The organism is Hydrocarboniphaga sp. (assembly GCF_965279055.1).
In the GTDB taxonomy this organism is placed as follows: domain Bacteria; phylum Pseudomonadota; class Gammaproteobacteria; order Nevskiales; family Nevskiaceae; genus Hydrocarboniphaga.
On the sequence record NZ_OZ257125.1, the window covers coordinates 832,451 to 847,327 of the forward strand.

10 protein-coding genes are annotated in these 14,877 nt (G+C 65.3%); 7 read left to right on the plus strand and 3 right to left on the minus strand.

Annotated features, from left to right (window positions below):
- Nucleotide 1: 1 nt before the first annotated feature.
- The 3 genes from ACQZF9_RS03920 to ACQZF9_RS03930 form a co-directional block, all read right to left on the minus strand.
- The gene (locus ACQZF9_RS03920) at nucleotides 2–1,444 is read right to left on the minus strand and encodes an amino acid permease (protein WP_428311959.1); all 1,443 of its coding nucleotides are present in this window, start codon (nucleotides 1,442–1,444) and stop codon (nucleotides 2–4) included.
- Nucleotides 1,445–1,681: 237 nt separating this feature from the next.
- Nucleotides 1,682–2,458, minus strand: coding sequence for a hypothetical protein (locus ACQZF9_RS03925; protein WP_428311960.1), 777 nt, complete (start codon nucleotides 2,456–2,458; stop codon nucleotides 1,682–1,684).
- A gap of 95 nt (nucleotides 2,459–2,553) precedes the next feature.
- Complete coding sequence (locus tag ACQZF9_RS03930; protein WP_428311961.1) at nucleotides 2,554–3,822, minus strand: OmpA family protein; 1,269 nt, start codon at nucleotides 3,820–3,822, stop codon at nucleotides 2,554–2,556.
- 355 nt (nucleotides 3,823–4,177) lie between these two features.
- Between ACQZF9_RS03930 and ACQZF9_RS03935 the strand changes: the two genes are divergently transcribed.
- The 7 genes from ACQZF9_RS03935 (at nucleotide 4,178) to asnB (ending at nucleotide 14,852) form a co-directional block, all read left to right on the plus strand.
- Nucleotides 4,178–4,465 (plus strand): co-chaperone GroES, encoded by a 288-nt coding sequence (locus tag ACQZF9_RS03935; RefSeq protein ID WP_428311962.1) that lies wholly within the window; start codon nucleotides 4,178–4,180, stop codon nucleotides 4,463–4,465.
- 64 nt (nucleotides 4,466–4,529) lie between these two features.
- On the plus strand, nucleotides 4,530–6,182 hold the full coding sequence (gene groL, locus ACQZF9_RS03940) for a chaperonin GroEL (protein WP_428311963.1): 1,653 nt from the start codon (nucleotides 4,530–4,532) through the stop codon (nucleotides 6,180–6,182).
- A 257-nt stretch (nucleotides 6,183–6,439) separates the two neighbouring features.
- The gene (locus tag ACQZF9_RS03945; RefSeq protein WP_428311964.1) at nucleotides 6,440–7,579 is read left to right on the plus strand and encodes a glycoside hydrolase family 5 protein; all 1,140 of its coding nucleotides are present in this window, start codon (nucleotides 6,440–6,442) and stop codon (nucleotides 7,577–7,579) included.
- Nucleotides 7,580–7,807: 228 nt separating this feature from the next.
- Nucleotides 7,808–9,427 carry a phosphoethanolamine transferase gene (locus ACQZF9_RS03950; protein WP_428311965.1) on the plus strand — a complete coding sequence of 540 codons (1,620 nt, stop codon included), beginning with the start codon at nucleotides 7,808–7,810 and terminating at the stop codon, nucleotides 9,425–9,427.
- Between the two features lie 22 nt (nucleotides 9,428–9,449).
- Nucleotides 9,450–12,185, plus strand: coding sequence for a bifunctional [glutamate--ammonia ligase]-adenylyl-L-tyrosine phosphorylase/[glutamate--ammonia-ligase] adenylyltransferase (gene glnE, locus ACQZF9_RS03955; protein WP_428311966.1), 2,736 nt, complete (start codon nucleotides 9,450–9,452; stop codon nucleotides 12,183–12,185).
- Nucleotides 12,186–12,368: 183 nt separating this feature from the next.
- Nucleotides 12,369–13,031, plus strand: coding sequence for a sulfotransferase family 2 domain-containing protein (locus tag ACQZF9_RS03960; RefSeq protein ID WP_428311967.1), 663 nt, complete (start codon nucleotides 12,369–12,371; stop codon nucleotides 13,029–13,031).
- Nucleotides 13,032–13,034: 3 nt separating this feature from the next.
- Nucleotides 13,035–14,852 carry an asparagine synthase (glutamine-hydrolyzing) gene (gene asnB, locus ACQZF9_RS03965; RefSeq protein WP_428311968.1) on the plus strand — a complete coding sequence of 606 codons (1,818 nt, stop codon included), beginning with the start codon at nucleotides 13,035–13,037 and terminating at the stop codon, nucleotides 14,850–14,852.
- The last annotated feature ends 25 nt before the right edge of the window (nucleotides 14,853–14,877 follow it).

Below are 14,877 nucleotides of genomic sequence, written 5' to 3' on the forward strand. Positions count from 1 at the left end.
CTCAGGCCGCGTTGCTGGCGGCGCGGCCGATGCGGCTGTGCGAGTAGCCGTAAAGGAAATAGACGACCAGTCCGATCACCATCCAGCTGCCGAACGCGATCCAGGTGTGCGGACCGAGCTGGTACATCAGATAGCTGCAGGAGGCGACACCCAGCGCCGGAATCAGCGGCGAAGCCGGCGAGCGGAACGGGCGGGGCAGGTCGGGGCGCGTCCTGCGCAGCACGATGACACCTGCGCAGACAACGACGAACGCGCCGAGCGTGCCGATGTTCGCGATTTCGGCGAGCTTGCCCAGCGGGATGAAGCCGGAGAACGCCAGCATGATGATGCCGCTGACCAGGATCGAGCCCAGCGGCGTGCCGGTCTTCGGGTGCACGTAGGAGAAAAAGCTCGGCAGCAGGCCGTCTCGGGCAATTGCGAACAGCACCCGGGTCAGGCCGAAGTACATCACCAGCATCACCGTGGTCAGGCCGGCGATGGCGCCGATCGAGATCAGGCCGGCAGCCCAGTCCTTGCCGATCTGCAGCAGCGCATGCGCCACCGGCGAAGCGACGTTGAGCTCGGTGTACGGCACGATGCCAGTGAGCAGCGCCGAGACCAGGATGTACAGGCCGGTGCAGGCGAACAGCGAGCCGAGGATGCCGATCGGCAGATCGCGCTGCGGGTTCTTGGTTTCTTCGGCGGCGGTGCTGACCGCGTCGAAGCCCAAATAGGCGAAGAAGATCGTCGCCGCTCCCTTGAAGATGCCGTTGATGCCGAAATGTGGCTGGCCTTCGCTGTCGATCACCAGCTCCGGAATGAACGGATGCCAGTTGGCCGGCACCACGTGCGGAATCGCGACGACGATGAAGATCAGGATCGCGACCACCTTGACCGCGACCATGATCGCGTTGAACTGGCTGCTGACCTTGGCGCCGACCGACAGCAGCACGCCGAGGATGGCGACGATGGTGAACGCCGGCAGGTTGATCAGGCCCGGTATTTTGGGGTCGAACGGCGTATGCGTCAGTGCGTCCGGCAGGCCGAGGCCGATCGCGCGCAGGCCGTCGGCGGCATAACCCGACCAGCCCGCCGACACCGCCGGAATCGCCACCGAGTATTCGCAGATCAGCATCCAGCCGATGATCCACGCGGGGAATTCGCCCAGCGCCGCATAGCCGTAGCCATAGGCGCTGCCGCTGCCGCCGATCGACGAGGCCATCTCCGCATACGACAGCGCGGCGCAGGCGCAGGCGAAGCCGGCGACGACGAACGACAGGATCACCGCCGGGCCGGCCTGTGTCGCCGCGGTAATGCCGCTGAGCACGAAGATGCCGGCACCGATGATCGCGCCGATGCCGAGCAGGGTCAGATCGGTGGCGCTGAGCACGCGCTTGAGCCCCGACTCCGAACTGCCGTCGGTAATGATCGCCTTGGTGCGCAGCAGCTTGGCAGACAGACTCATTGATTCTCCCTGGGGACGCTTTATAGGTTTGATGACGAGCGTGGTGCGGGCTTGTTGCGCCCGATGTTGACCGACAGTATGCCCGCGCGGGCGACGGCTGCGCCTGAGCAGGTTTCCGCTATCGCAGAGGCTGTAAGCAAGGATCGTCCCACAACGAAAAACGGTCAGATGCGGGGTAGCCGCATCTGACCGTAAAGCCGCCCCGTTGCCGGGATGGCGGACTGCTTTGCCGATGCCTTACGGCGACGGAGCTGCGACGAAACGGCCCTTGGTGCACAGCTCATGCACGTACATCGCTTCGCCGACATTGGCCGACAGCACCGCCGGTGTCAGCGAGATCGAGGCCGTGTCGAAAGCCTTGGTTGCCTTGACGCCGATGAACAGCTTGGCTTCCTCGCCCAAGCCGAGCAGATCCAGATCGGACTTGCTGTAGCTGATGCTTTCCTGCGCGGTGTCGCCCAGGAAAGTGCTGACCGTCACCGAATTGATCAACGACAGTTCAAGCGTCGCCTTCGGAAAGCGCACCGCGAAAACCGCGAAGTTACCCGGCTGGATCGACTGGTCGGCATGCACCAGCAGATCGACCGAATCGATGATCGCCAGCAGGCCGAGCGTCAGCGAGTAGGTCGCGAACGTCGACAGCTTGTTGTCGATCACGTTGTCGGGTTCGCTGACACTGTTGGTCAGCTGGGTGACGGTGTCGCCGCCCAGCGCGTTCAGCAGCAGCGTCAACGGGCCGCCAACCAGGCCGCCGGTGGCGACTTCGGTGGTGGCGCCGGTGGTCAATGCCCGGATGCCGCCTTCGCAGATGAAATTACCGCTCAGCGCGGTGGTGCCTTCGGTGATCGTCGTCGTCGTGTTCGGGTCGGTGCCGTCGTTCGGGAACAGACCGGTGTCGTCGCCGCTCAAGCCGTCGGTGTCGAGATCCTTGCCGCCCTGAGCATCACAACCGGCCAGCGTCATCACGGCCAGCACGGCAGCCGCCGCAGTAGCCTTCATTTTCCATTTGTTCACGTTTACATCTCCCTGTGAATCGAAATTTCCTTAGCGTTTGAAAGGAACGCGGTCTCGCCGACCGCGCTCCCTGATTGCCTGCTGCATCGAAGCCTTTACTGCACCGGAGCCGGCTCGTCGCCCGTCGGAGGCGGCATCTCGGCCGACGGCGCCGGTTCGTCGGCAACCGGAGCGGCATCCGCCGGCGGCGCGGACTCGGCCGGAGCCGGCGCGGCGCTGGCGTCACCCGGCAGGGCGTTGCCGTTGGCATCGACCGGCACGCTCGGCGCGGTCTGGCCGGCGATGTGCAGCTCGACGCGACGGTTCAGGGCGCGGCCCGCGTCGGTGTTGTTGTCCGCCACCGGATGGGTTTCGCCCTTGCCGACCGCGCTCAGCTTGTCGCCGGGCACGCCCTGCTCGATCAGGAAGTTGCGCACCGAGTCGGCACGCAGCTGCGACAGCTTCTGGTTGTAGGCGTCGCTGCCCTTGCTGTCGGTGTGGCCTTCCAGCGTCATCGGCACGTCCTTGAAGTGCGCGACCTTGAGGGCCACTTCTTCCAGGATCTTGCGCGAGTCTGGCGTCAGCGAGGCCTTGTCGAACTCGAAGTTGACGCCGGTCAGCGTGATCACCTGCTCCAGGCCGCAGCCGACGCCGTCCACCGGCATGCCGGTCGGGGTGCCCGGGCACTTGTCGAACTGGTCCGGAACGCCGTCGCCATCGCTGTCGGCCATGGTTTCGGTCTTGACCACTTCGGTGGTCACCGGCTCGGAGGCCGGCACCACGTGCGGCTGCTCGTACGGCGACAGCGGCAACTCGATGCCGACGCTGTAGCGGAAGTCCTGCTGGCCGCCTTCGAAATCGTCGTAGATATAGCGGGCTTCGGCGCGCAGGCGGAAACCGTAATAGCCGATCGGCTTGGTGACGAAGCCGATGCCGGCGTTGGCGTAGAAGCCGAACTTGTCTTCGTTGTCCGGGATCACGTCGTTGTAGTTGCCGCCGACACCGACCAGCAGGAACGGCGAGAACGTGCGGCGCTCGTTGAGCGAATACACCAGATCCAGGCCGCCGCCGGTGCGGTAGAAATCGGTCAGGTTGTCCTCATCGGTTTCCAGGTTCTGCGCAAAAACCTGCGCTTCCCAGAACCAGTTGCCGTGGCCGAGCTGGCGGCCGTAATAGGCGCCAACGCCGTAACCGTCGTTCGGCAGGCGGTCCTTGTCGAGATCCAGATAGCTGCCGAGGATGCCGACATAGCTGAGTTTGGGTTTATCGGCGTCGTTGCCGGAGGAATCAGTAGAGCCATCATCCTGTGCCACGGCGTACTGCGATGCCATCGAGACGATCACAGCAGCGGCAGCGGCCGCGACTTTGCGGCGTGCAAATTTCATAGTGCAACTCCCTTTTGAAGACGTCCTTGTTGATATACGAGGTTCGACCTTTATTTAGACGGTCGATGGACAGCTTTTACGGATACTGCTTACACCAGCTTAAGCCAATCTGAAGCGTAAGTCAGCGAATCGCCTACATTACCGCCTTGTTACAGCAGCGGTTATAAGCATCAATTTTCGCTCCACCCCTTGAAACGGCCCGCAAGGTGCCCAAGAATTAGCAGCCTTCGGGGTAGAGTGCTAACAGAAGCTGGAAGGGCGGCCCAAAAGAATCGTCCGCTGGCTTTCTGGCGTGATCCCGATGAGGTCCTGGGAATCAATTTACCTAGCAACATCTAAGATTTAGGAGTGTTCTATGAGTCTGCGTCCCCTGCACGATCGCGTGATCGTCAAGCGTCTGGAAGAAGAGAAGAAGTCCGCCGGTGGCATCCTGATCCCGGACTCCGCCGCTGAAAAGCCGCTGCGTGCCGAAGTCATCTCGGTCGGCCCGGGCAAGCGTACCGACGACGGCAAGCTGCAGGCGCTGGACGTCAAGAAGGGCGACGTCGTGCTGATCGGCAAGTACTCCGGCACCGAGGTCAAGGTCGACGGCCAGGATCTGGTCGTGCTGCGCGAAGACGACATCATGGCCGTGTTTGCCTAACAGCGGATCGCCTCAGTCGTTGCCGCTCGTAACAACCCCAATTCAGCTTCAGGAGTAGATCAACATGGCAGCAAAAGACGTCAAGTTTGGCGATGACGCGCGTTCGCGCATGGTCGCCGGTGTCAACATCCTGGCCAACGCGGTCAAGGTCACCCTCGGCCCCAAGGGCCGTAATGTCGTGCTCGACAAGAGCTTCGGCGCCCCGACCGTGACCAAGGACGGCGTGTCCGTGGCCAAGGAAATCGAGCTCAAGGACAAGTTCGAGAACATGGGCGCGCAGCTGGTCAAGGAAGTCGCTTCCAAGACCTCCGACCTCGCCGGCGACGGCACCACCACCGCCACCGTGCTGGCCCAGGCGATCGTCAACGAAGGCCTGAAGTCGGTCGCCGCCGGCGTCGACCCGATGGACATCAAGCGCGGCATCGACAAGGCCGTCGAGGCCGTCACCGCCGAGCTGAAGAAAGTGTCCGTGCCGTGCAAGGACCGCAAGGCCATTGCCCAGGTCGGCACCGTGTCGGCCAACGCGGACGAGGCGATCGGCAACATCATCGCCGACGCGATGGACAAGGTCGGCAAGGAAGGCGTCATCACCGTTGAAGAAGGCAAGGGCCTGGACAACGAGCTGGACGTCGTCGAAGGCATGCAGTTCGACCGCGGCTACCTCAGCCCGTACTTCATCAACAACTCGCAGAGCCAGACCGTCGAGCTGGACAGCCCGCTGATCCTGATCACCGAGAAGAAGATCAGCAACATCCGCGATCTGCTCCCGGTGCTCGAAGGCGTTGCCAAGCAGGGCCGTCCGCTGCTGATCATCGCCGAAGACGTCGAAGGCGAAGCCCTGGCCACGCTCGTGGTCAACAACCTGCGTGGCATCCTCAAGGTCGCCGCCGTCAAGGCGCCGGGCTTCGGTGATCGCCGCAAGGAAATGCTCAAGGACATCGCCACGCTGACCGGCGGCACCGTGATCGCCGAAGAAGTCGGCCTGACGCTGGAGAAGGCCACGCTGGCCGATCTGGGCAACGCCAAGAAAGTGCAGATCGACAAGGAAAACACCACCCTGGTCGACGGCGCCGGCGAGAAGGAAAAGATCGAAGCGCGCGTGCTCGAGATCCGCAAGCAGGTCGAGGCTTCCACCTCGGACTACGACCGCGAGAAGCTGCAGGAGCGTTTGGCCAAGCTCGCCGGCGGTGTTGCGGTGATCAAGGTCGGCGCTGCCACCGAAGTCGAAATGAAAGAGAAGAAGGCCCGCGTCGAAGACGCGCTGCACGCCACCCGTGCGGCCGTTGAAGAAGGCATCGTCCCCGGCGGCGGCGTCGCGCTGGTGCGTGCGTCCAAGTTCCTCGACGGCTTCAAGGTTGCCAACCCCGATCAGCAGATCGGCGTCAGCATCCTGCGCCGCGCGATCCAGGAGCCGATGCGCCAGATCGTCAAGAACTCCGGCGACGAGCCGAGCGTGGTGCTGGCCAAGGTGCTCGAAGGCACCGGCGCTTACGGCTACAACGCCAGCAACGGCACCTATGGCGACATGATCGAGCTCGGCATCATCGACCCGACCAAGGTCACCCGTCTGGCGCTGCAGAACTCGGCCTCGGTCGCCGGCCTGCTGCTGACCACGGAAGCGATGATTGCCGAATCGCCGAAGAAGGACGAAGGCGGCATGGGCGGCATGCCCCCGGGCGGCGGCATGGGTGGCATGGGCGGCATGGGCGACTTCTAGTCGATCGCGTCACTCGCTGCACTGTTGTTCAGATCGGGGCGCCTTCGGGCGCCCCGATTTTTTTTGCGCGTCCGGTCCATCGATACGCGCCGTTGGCGCTACTCGGGACGAACGGGAGCTGCTGTGCCCAAGGAAAGCAACCCACTCCGTTCGTCCCGAGTAGCCGGGCTTGGCCCGGCGTATCGAGGGACCGGAGCGCCTTGCGTCGCTGGCTCCGGGTGCACATGATGCCGATCCCGATGCTGACGACGAGCCTCATGCATTCCCTGATCCGCCGCGGTCTGTTTCTCGCCGCAGCGCTACTGCTCGCCGCCACCAGCGTGACGTCGCAGGCCGAGGTTCCTTCCGCGATTCAGACCAAGCTCGCGCGCGGCATCAACCTGTCGTTCTGGTTCACCTACCGCGGCAATCCGACCATCGATCCGCAGCTGTTCCGGCCCGACGACGCGGATCTGGCCAGGCTGCGCAAGATGGGCTTCCGCCACGTGCGCATCGCCTTCGATCACAGCTGGCTGGTCGATTCCACGAATCCCTCGCGCGCCAATCCGCAGCGCGCGGCCGAACTCGGCGACGCGCTGCAACAGGTCGCCGCGCACGATCTGATGGCGGTGGTCGTCATGAACGCCGACAACGACTATCTGAAGCGTCTGCTCAGCGATCCGGCGACGCTGACCTCGGCGTCCGCGTTCTGGTGGAGCCTGTCCAAACAGCTGTCGTCGCGGCTGCCTTCAGACAAGCTGGTATTCGAAGTGCTCAACGAGCCCGGCAACGACGATGCGGCGGCCTCGCTGAAAGTCATGCAGAACCTGGCCGGTGCGGTGCGCGATGCGGCGCCGGCGTACACGATCGCGGTGGCCGGCCACAAATACTCGTCGATCGACGAGTTGCTCGCGCTGCAGCCGTTCCAGGACCAGAACCTGGTCTACACCTTCCACTTCTACGAGCCGTTCAACTTCACGCATCAGGGCGCGACCTGGGGCTGGCCGATGTGGGCCAAGTTCCACGGCTTTCCGTATCCATCCTCGGTCGCCGGACTGGCGCCGGTGCTGCCGACGCTGGATGCCAGCGCGCGCGCCGACGCCGCCTGGTACGGCCAGCAGAACTGGAACCGCGACAAGCTCGCCGTGTTGCTGGATCGCGTCGCCGAATGGAAGAACCGGAACAAGGTGCCGGTCTGGTGCGGCGAGTTCGGCGCGGTCAAAACCTATGCGCCGCCGGGCTCGCGCGAGGCCTGGCTGCGCGACGCGCGCGAGCTGATGGAGGCGCGCGGCATCGCCTGGAGCCATTTCGACTTCACCCAGCACATGGGCCTGGTCGACGGTCCGCAGGGCGCGCGCCAGTGGAACCGCGGCGCGGTCGAGGCGCTGGGTCTGCAGGCGCCGGCCGACGGCCGCTGATCGCGCTGCGCCGACCGCAGGCACGGGCCGTGCTACGGTTCGCGCAGCGGAAAGCTCAGGCTTCGAGCCCATTGGCCAGTTTCAAGGCCAGTCCGCGAAACCTGCCGTCCTATCCCTGGCGAGGATTCCTGCCAGACTAGCCCGCTGGCGATCGTCCGGCGGTTGGATCCGCGGGCACGCCTCCAGAGCCGAGCCATCCAACCCTTGAAGGCCTCAACTCCCGGAGCCATGCGCCGGATGATCTGCTTCTGCCGGCGCCACCATGTGCTGGTCGGCAGCCTGCTCGTCGCCATCGGCTACTTGCTGGCCGACATCGGCTGGCGCGACAGCGGCAAGGCAGTGCTGGTCTATGCGCTCGGCGCATTCGCGCTTTCCTCGCCGCGGCTGCCGTCGCGCTTGCGCGCGCTGCTGGTGATCGTCTGGCGCTTCACCTTTGTTGCCGATCTCGGCATCCGCGCCTTGCTGCTGGCGATCTACCAGACCAAGCCGGACACGGTGCTGGTAGTCGAGGCGGTCTCCAATACCACCAGTGAGGAGTCGCTGGAATTCCTGATGCAGAGCTGGCATGCGCTGGCCTATTACCTCGGCGGCGCCGCGCTGCTGGCGGCGCTGCTGACGCTGATCGATGCGCCGTACCGGCGCGCGCATCTGCCGGGGCCCAGGACCACGCTGGCGGTCGCCGTGCTGTTTCTCGCGCTGCACGCGAACCCGACCTTTCGCAAATCCGATCCCCTGTATTTCTGGCCGTCGCAGATCGCCCAGGTTCACGGCTTTCAGCAGAATGTCGAGCAGTTGCGCGCCAAGCGCGACATCGCGCGCGCCAAGCTGGCCGACTGGAGCCCGGCGTATGACGGCCCGGCGCAACACACGGTCGGCATCGTCATCGGCGAAAGCACCAGCCGCTGGAACTGGCAGCTCTACGGGTACGCGCGCGACACCACGCCGCTGCTGCAGGCGGCGTCGGCCAAGCTGATGGTGTTCAAGGACGTGATCGCCGCGACCTCCGGTACGGTGTCCTCGTTCCGCTACATGTTCACGCCGATGGCGATCGACCAGCCGTTGCAGGACGAAGAGACGCCGAGCGTACTGATGCTGGCGCGCGCCGCCGGCTACAAGATTTTCTGGATCAGCAACCAGCACGACCGCTACATCAACCCGCGTTTCGCCGAGGAGGCCGACGTGGTCAGGCTGCTCAACGTCGGCGGCCGTCGCGGCGATCGCCATCTGGACGACAGCCTGATTCCGGAGTGGGTCGCGGCGCTGCACGATCCGGCGCCGCGCAAGCTGATCATCGTGCATCTGCTCGGCGCACACCCGCATTACGAGCTGCGCTATCCGGAGGCTTTCGGTCATTACGGCAAGGCCGAGGACTCGATCAGCCTAGAACTGAAAAGCCGGGGCCGCATGCCGTGGATATGCGTCGCGCGCGACCACTACGACAACGCGATGCGCTACCAGGATTCGGTGATCAGTCAGCTGCTGAGCAACTTTCAGCAACTGTCGGGCAGCTCCGGCGCGTTTCTGTACACCAGCGACCACGCGCAGGAAGTCGGCCATACCCGCAATTTCGCCGGCCATTCAGCCGAAATGCCGGGCCTGGTCGTGCCGCTGATCATGTGGATGAAGCGGCCGCCGCCGGCCGAAGTCGAGCGCGAAATGGAGCAGCGGCCGTTCCAGAACGATGTGCTCGACTGGACCCTGCTTGACCTGCTCGACATCCAAACCCGTCACGACCAGCCGCAGCTGAGCCTGATCGACGCCGCTTTCCAACCGCGTGTGCGCCGGCTGCAGTCCGGCAAGGTCCGTCCCGGCGGCACCGACCCGGATGATCTGCCGGTGGTGCCTTAGTCAGACGCGTTAAAGTTCGCGGATGGACGACGACCAGCGCCTGCTCTGTTCCAGCCGCTTCCTGCAGGCGGCTTTCAAACGCAATGCCGACTGGCAGGCCGCCGGCGGCCATCGCGCCGCGCGCGCTGCCGGCTCGCTCGCCGACGAGGTCGCGGCCGCGATGTCCGCGATCAGCGATGAAGCCGGCACGATGCGCGTGCTGCGCCAGCTGCGCGATCGCGAGATGGCGCGCATCGCCAGCCGCGATCTGCTGGCGCTGGCCGAGCTCGACGAGACCCTCGGCGATCTGTCCGAGCTGGCCGAAGTCTGTCTGCGGGCGGCGCTGGATTTCGCCTTGCGGCAGCTGCGCGCGCGTTATGGCGAGCCGCGCGGCGCCGATGGCAAGGCGGTACAGCCCGTGGTGCTGGGCATGGGCAAGCTCGGCGGCCGCGAGCTCAACTTCTCTTCCGACATCGACCTGATTTTCTGCCACGGTGCGCCGGGCGAAACCGACGGTGCCAACGCGCTGGACAACGGCGAATTCTTCAAGCGCGCGGCGCAGCTGGTGACGCGCCTGCTGTCCGAGCGCACCGAGCACGGTTTCGTTTTTCGCGTGGACCTGATGCTGCGGCCTTTCGGCAGCGCCGGCCCGGTGTCGATCGCGTTCGACGCGGCCGAGGACTACTACCAGGAGCACGGCCGCGAATGGGAGCGCTACGCCTTCATCAAGGCGCGGCCGGTGGCCGGTGATATCGAGGCGGGCCTGCAATTCCTGCGTGCGCTGCGGCCTTTCGTCTATCGGCGCTATCTGGATTTCAACGCGATCGGCAGCCTGCGCGCGCTGAAAAAGCTCATTGCCGACGATGTCGCGCGGCGCAGGCAGGACGACAACGTCAAGCTCGGCGCCGGTGGCATCCGCGAGCTGGAATTCATCGTGCAATCGTTCCAGCTGGTGCGCGGCGGACAGGAAGCGCCGCTGCGCGATACACGGCTGCGCCCGGTGCTGCGGCGGCTCGGTGACAGCGCTTACCTGTCGCCGGAAATCGCGCGGCAGCTCGACCAGCACTACGTGTTTCTGCGCCGGCTGGAGAACGCGATCCAGATGTACGCCGACGAGCAGACGCATTCCTTGCCGACCGGCGAGGATGCGCAGCGCGCATTGTGCATCGCGCTGGATTTCGCCGACTGGAATGCGCTGATCGCGCGCTTCACCGACGTGCGCAACCAGGTGCACGAAGAGTTCCGCCGTATCTTTGCCGAGCCCGATCAGCAGCAGGCAGAAGAAGGCCTCGCCGACTGGCTGCTGCAGCTGTGGAACGAGCCGGACGGGCAGGCCATCGCGCCGCCGGCGACGGGTTTCGGCGACGCCGGCGCCGAGGTCGCCAAGGCGCTGCGCGACCTGCGCGATTCGCGCAGCGTGCGCAGCCTGACACCGGCTTCGCAGCAGCGCTTGCAGGCGCTGCTGCCGCTGTTGCTGGAAGAAGCACAGCGCCAGACCGAACCGGCGTTCGCCGCCAAGCGCACGCTCGCGGTGATCCAGGCCATCGGCGGCCGCTCGACTTATCTGACCCTGCTGCGCGAGTCGTCGGTCGCGCGCGATCACCTGGTCAAACTCTGCGCGGCCAGCCCCTGGGTCAGCCAGCTGCTGGCATCGAATCCGGCGCTGCTCGATTCGCTGCTCGACACGCGCACGCTTTACGCACCGCCGGATCGCGACGATATCCAGCGCGAACTCGCCGACGTGCTGCTGCATATTCCGGCCATCGAGGTCGAGGCCGGCATGGACGCGCTGCGCCGCTTCCGCCTGGAAATGACCTTGCGCATCGCCGCCTGCGACGTCGCCGGCAGCCTGCCGCTGGTGCAGGTCAGCGACCGCCTGACCTGGCTCGCCGAAGCGGTGTTGCAGGCCGCGTTCGATCGCGCCTACGGCGAGCTGAGCAAAAGTTACGGCGAGCCGCTGCGCCTGGACGACACGCGCGCCGGGCTTTGCGCTCTGGCCTACGGCAAGTTCGGCGGCATCGAACTCGGCTATGGCTCGGACCTGGACCTGGTGTTCATCCACGACTGCGACGCGCCGGATCGCGACACCGTCGGTGGCGAGCGCGCGATCGCCGGCAGCACCTTCATGGTGCGCTGGGCACAGCGCATCATTCACTGGCTGTCGACGCTGACGCCGGCCGGCCGCGCCTACGAGATCGATCTGGAGCTGCGCCCCAGCGGCCGCAGCGGCCTGGCCGTGGTCAGCGTCGAAGGCTTTGCCGACTACGAGCGTCGCGAGGCCTGGACCTGGGAGCACCAGGCGCTGACGCGCGCGCGCGCCGTCGCCGGCAGCCCGCAGATCGCCGCGCGACTGGAGGCGCTGCGCCGCGACGTGCTGTGCCAGCCGCGCGATGCTGCCAAGCTGCGCGCCGACATTCATGACATGCGCATGAAGATGCGCGCCAAGCTCGAGCGCCGCGAGGCCGGCTGCTGGGACGTCAAGCAGGGCGAGGGCGGGCTGATCGACATCGAGTTCATCACGCAATATTTACTGTTACGCGAAGCGCCACGGCAGGCGGCCCTGGTGGAGTACTCCGATAACTGGCGCCAGCTCGAGGCGCTGACCGCGGCCGGCGTGATCGTCGCCGAAGACCGCGATGCGCTGATTCACGCTTACCGCATGCTGCGCGCCTGGAGCCACGCCCGCGGCCTGCAGCAGCAGCCGGTGATGGCGCCGGAGGATGCGTTCCGTGAAGAGCGCGAGCGCGTGAAACAAATCTGGAGCACGGTAGGTCTGTAAAGCCATGCCCCTCTCACCTTGCGGGAGAGGGTGGCCCGAAGGGCCGGGAGAGGGGCTGAAGCCCGGGCCGCGCAACCCCTCTCCCGTCGCTGGCGCGACACCCTCTCCCACAAGGGGAGAGGGGAAAAGCCATGCCGGCCTCACGCACTTGTAAACTACCGCCTTCTACCTGCGAGCCACGCCGTGGTCATCAGCCATCGTTTCCGCTTCCTGTACGTGCACATCGCCAAGACCGGCGGCACCAGCGTGCGCGCGTCGCTGCGCAAGCTGCAGTATCGCGATCCGATGTACCTGCTGCAGATGATCTGCTCAAGGCTGGATCATCTGTCTGGCCACCGCATCGCCGCCAAGCTGCCGCGGCACTCCAAGGTGATCGCGGCGATGGAGATGCTGCCGCGCGACTACTTCGAGTCGCTGTTCAAGTTCGCTTTCGTGCGCAATCCCTGGGACCTGCAGGTCAGCAGCTATCACCACCTGAAGCGCGAGCGCCCGCATCTGCTTGAAGGCCATGAAAGCTTCGAGGACTTCCTGCGCTGGAAACTCAACCCGGAGCGGCCCTGGCAGTATCACCTGGATACCTCGATCACCCTGCAGACCGACTACCTGGTCGACCTGCGCGGCAAGCAGGTGGTCGATTTCGTCGGCCATTACGAAAGCCTGCACGACGACTGGGCGACGATCTGCAGGCGCCTGGGCCTGCCGACGCCGGAGCTGGCGCACAAGCGCCATTCCACCGACAGGCCCAAGGATTTCCGCGGCTATTACACCGATCAGACCGCCGAGCTGGTCGCGCAGTATTTTGCGCGCGACATCGACATGCTCGGCTATCGCTTCGACCCGGGCTAGCCGATGTGCGGAATCGCGGGCCAGGTGTTGCGCGGTGGCGTCGTCGAGGAATCGGCGCTGGCGAGCATGTCGTCGCGGCTGACGCACCGCGGGCCCGAAGACACCGGTTTCTACATCAGTAGTAGCGGCAGCGGCAGCTTCGGCATCGCGCACACGCGGCTGGCGATCATCGATATCGCCGGCGGCCATCAGCCGATTTTCGATGCCGAAAAACGCTACGCCATCGTCTGCAACGGCGAGATCTACAACTTCCCCGAGCTGCGCGCCGAGCTAGAAGCGCAAGGCCATCGATTCTCCTGCGAGTCGGACAGCGAAGTCGCATTGCAGGCTTACGCTGCCTGGGGCCGCGACTCGTTCAGGCGTCTCAACGGCATGTTCGCGTTCGCGCTCTACGATCATCAACAGCGCGAGCTGTGGCTGGTGCGCGACCGGCTCGGCATCAAGCCGCTGTATTACGCGGTGCTGCCAGATCGCGTGCTGTTCGGCAGCGAGCTGAAGGCGCTGCTGCCGCAGATGCCAAACGTCGATCTGAACCAATCGGCGCTGGCGCAATACTTTCAGAACCAGCATTCCAGCGGTGAGGACGCGATCGTCCGCGGCATTCGCCGGGTGATGCCGGGCGAGGCGCTGCGCATCGATGCCGATCTGAAAATCGAGCGGCATCGCTATTGGTCCGCGCTGGACGTGAAGCCGCGCCAGATCAGCGAAAGCGCCGCCCGGGAAGAGTGGGAAACGCTGATCGACCAGGTCATGCGCGAGCACGTGCGCTCGGACGTTCCCTACGGTTTGTTTTTGTCCGGCGGCGTCGATTCGGCGGTGCTGCTCGCGCTGCTCAGCCAGCGCCAGAGCACGCCGATCCGCACGTATTCGATCGGCTATGCAGACGTGCAGATGAAGGACGAGCTGGACGAAGCCGGCATGATCGCGCAGCGCTTCGGCGCGCAGCACACGCCGATCCGGATGACGCGGCAGCAGGTGTTCCGCCGGCTGCCGCGTGTGGTCTGGTCGGCTGACGATCTGATGCGCGATTACGCCTGCCTGCCGACGCTGGCGCTCGCCGAAGCGGCGAGCAAGGACCTGAAAGTGATTTTCAGCGGCGAAGGCGGCGACGAGGCGTTCGCCGGTTACGGCCGCTATCGCCCGGACTGGAGCGAGCGCCTGTACAAGAGCCTGCGCTTTCCCGGCAGCGGCGGTTTCCGCGTACGCGGCGAACTCGAAAGCGGCTGGACGCAGAAACTGTTCGTGCCGGAACTGCAGCCGTATCTGGCCGCGCATCGCGCGCCGATGATCGCAGCCTGGGGCAGCACGCCGCGCGACTGGAGCGCACTACAGCGCCGCCAGTACACCGACCTGGTCACCAACCTGCCGGACGACCTGCTGGTGAAGAGCGACCGCATGCTGATGAGCTGGTCGGTGGAAGGCCGCGTACCCTTCGTCGATCACCGCGTCGTCGAATTCGGCCTGTCCCTGCCGGATTCGCTGAAGGTTTCACGCGGCGCCGGCAAGGTGTTCATCAAGAAATGGGCTGAAAAGTACATTCCGAAAGATCATCTGTGGCAGCCCAAGCGCGGCTTCCATGTGCCGGTACGCGAGTGGCTCAATGGCGAGTTCCTGCATGGCCTGGCCGAGCGCCTGCCCAAGAGCGAGGCGATCCGTCGCTGGTGCCAGCCGCAGGCGGTGCGCGAGCTGCTGAGCGGTGATACCGCGGTGCGTTCGCGCGAGATCTGGAGCCTGATGCAGTTCGCGATCTGGCACCGGCTGTTCATCGAGCATCCCGATCAGCGCCCGGGCGCGGAAGAGGACCCGCTGGCCTGGTTGTGAGTCGTCCTTGGTGCTGTGTTCCCGC

Coding starts and splice junctions, on each gene's coding strand:
- ACQZF9_RS03935 (WP_428311962.1), top strand. CDS start 4,178: ATGAGTCTGCGTCCCCTGCACGATCGCGTGATCGTCAAGCGTCTGGAA.
- ACQZF9_RS03945 (WP_428311964.1), top strand. CDS start 6,440: ATGCATTCCCTGATCCGCCGCGGTCTGTTTCTCGCCGCAGCGCTACTG.
- ACQZF9_RS03930 (WP_428311961.1), bottom strand. CDS start 3,822: ATGAAATTTGCACGCCGCAAAGTCGCGGCCGCTGCCGCTGCTGTGATC.
- glnE (WP_428311966.1), top strand. CDS start 9,450: ATGGACGACGACCAGCGCCTGCTCTGTTCCAGCCGCTTCCTGCAGGCG.
- ACQZF9_RS03920 (WP_428311959.1), bottom strand. CDS start 1,444: ATGAGTCTGTCTGCCAAGCTGCTGCGCACCAAGGCGATCATTACCGAC.
- asnB (WP_428311968.1), top strand. CDS start 13,035: ATGTGCGGAATCGCGGGCCAGGTGTTGCGCGGTGGCGTCGTCGAGGAA.
- ACQZF9_RS03950 (WP_428311965.1), top strand. CDS start 7,808: ATGCGCCGGATGATCTGCTTCTGCCGGCGCCACCATGTGCTGGTCGGC.
- groL (WP_428311963.1), top strand. CDS start 4,530: ATGGCAGCAAAAGACGTCAAGTTTGGCGATGACGCGCGTTCGCGCATG.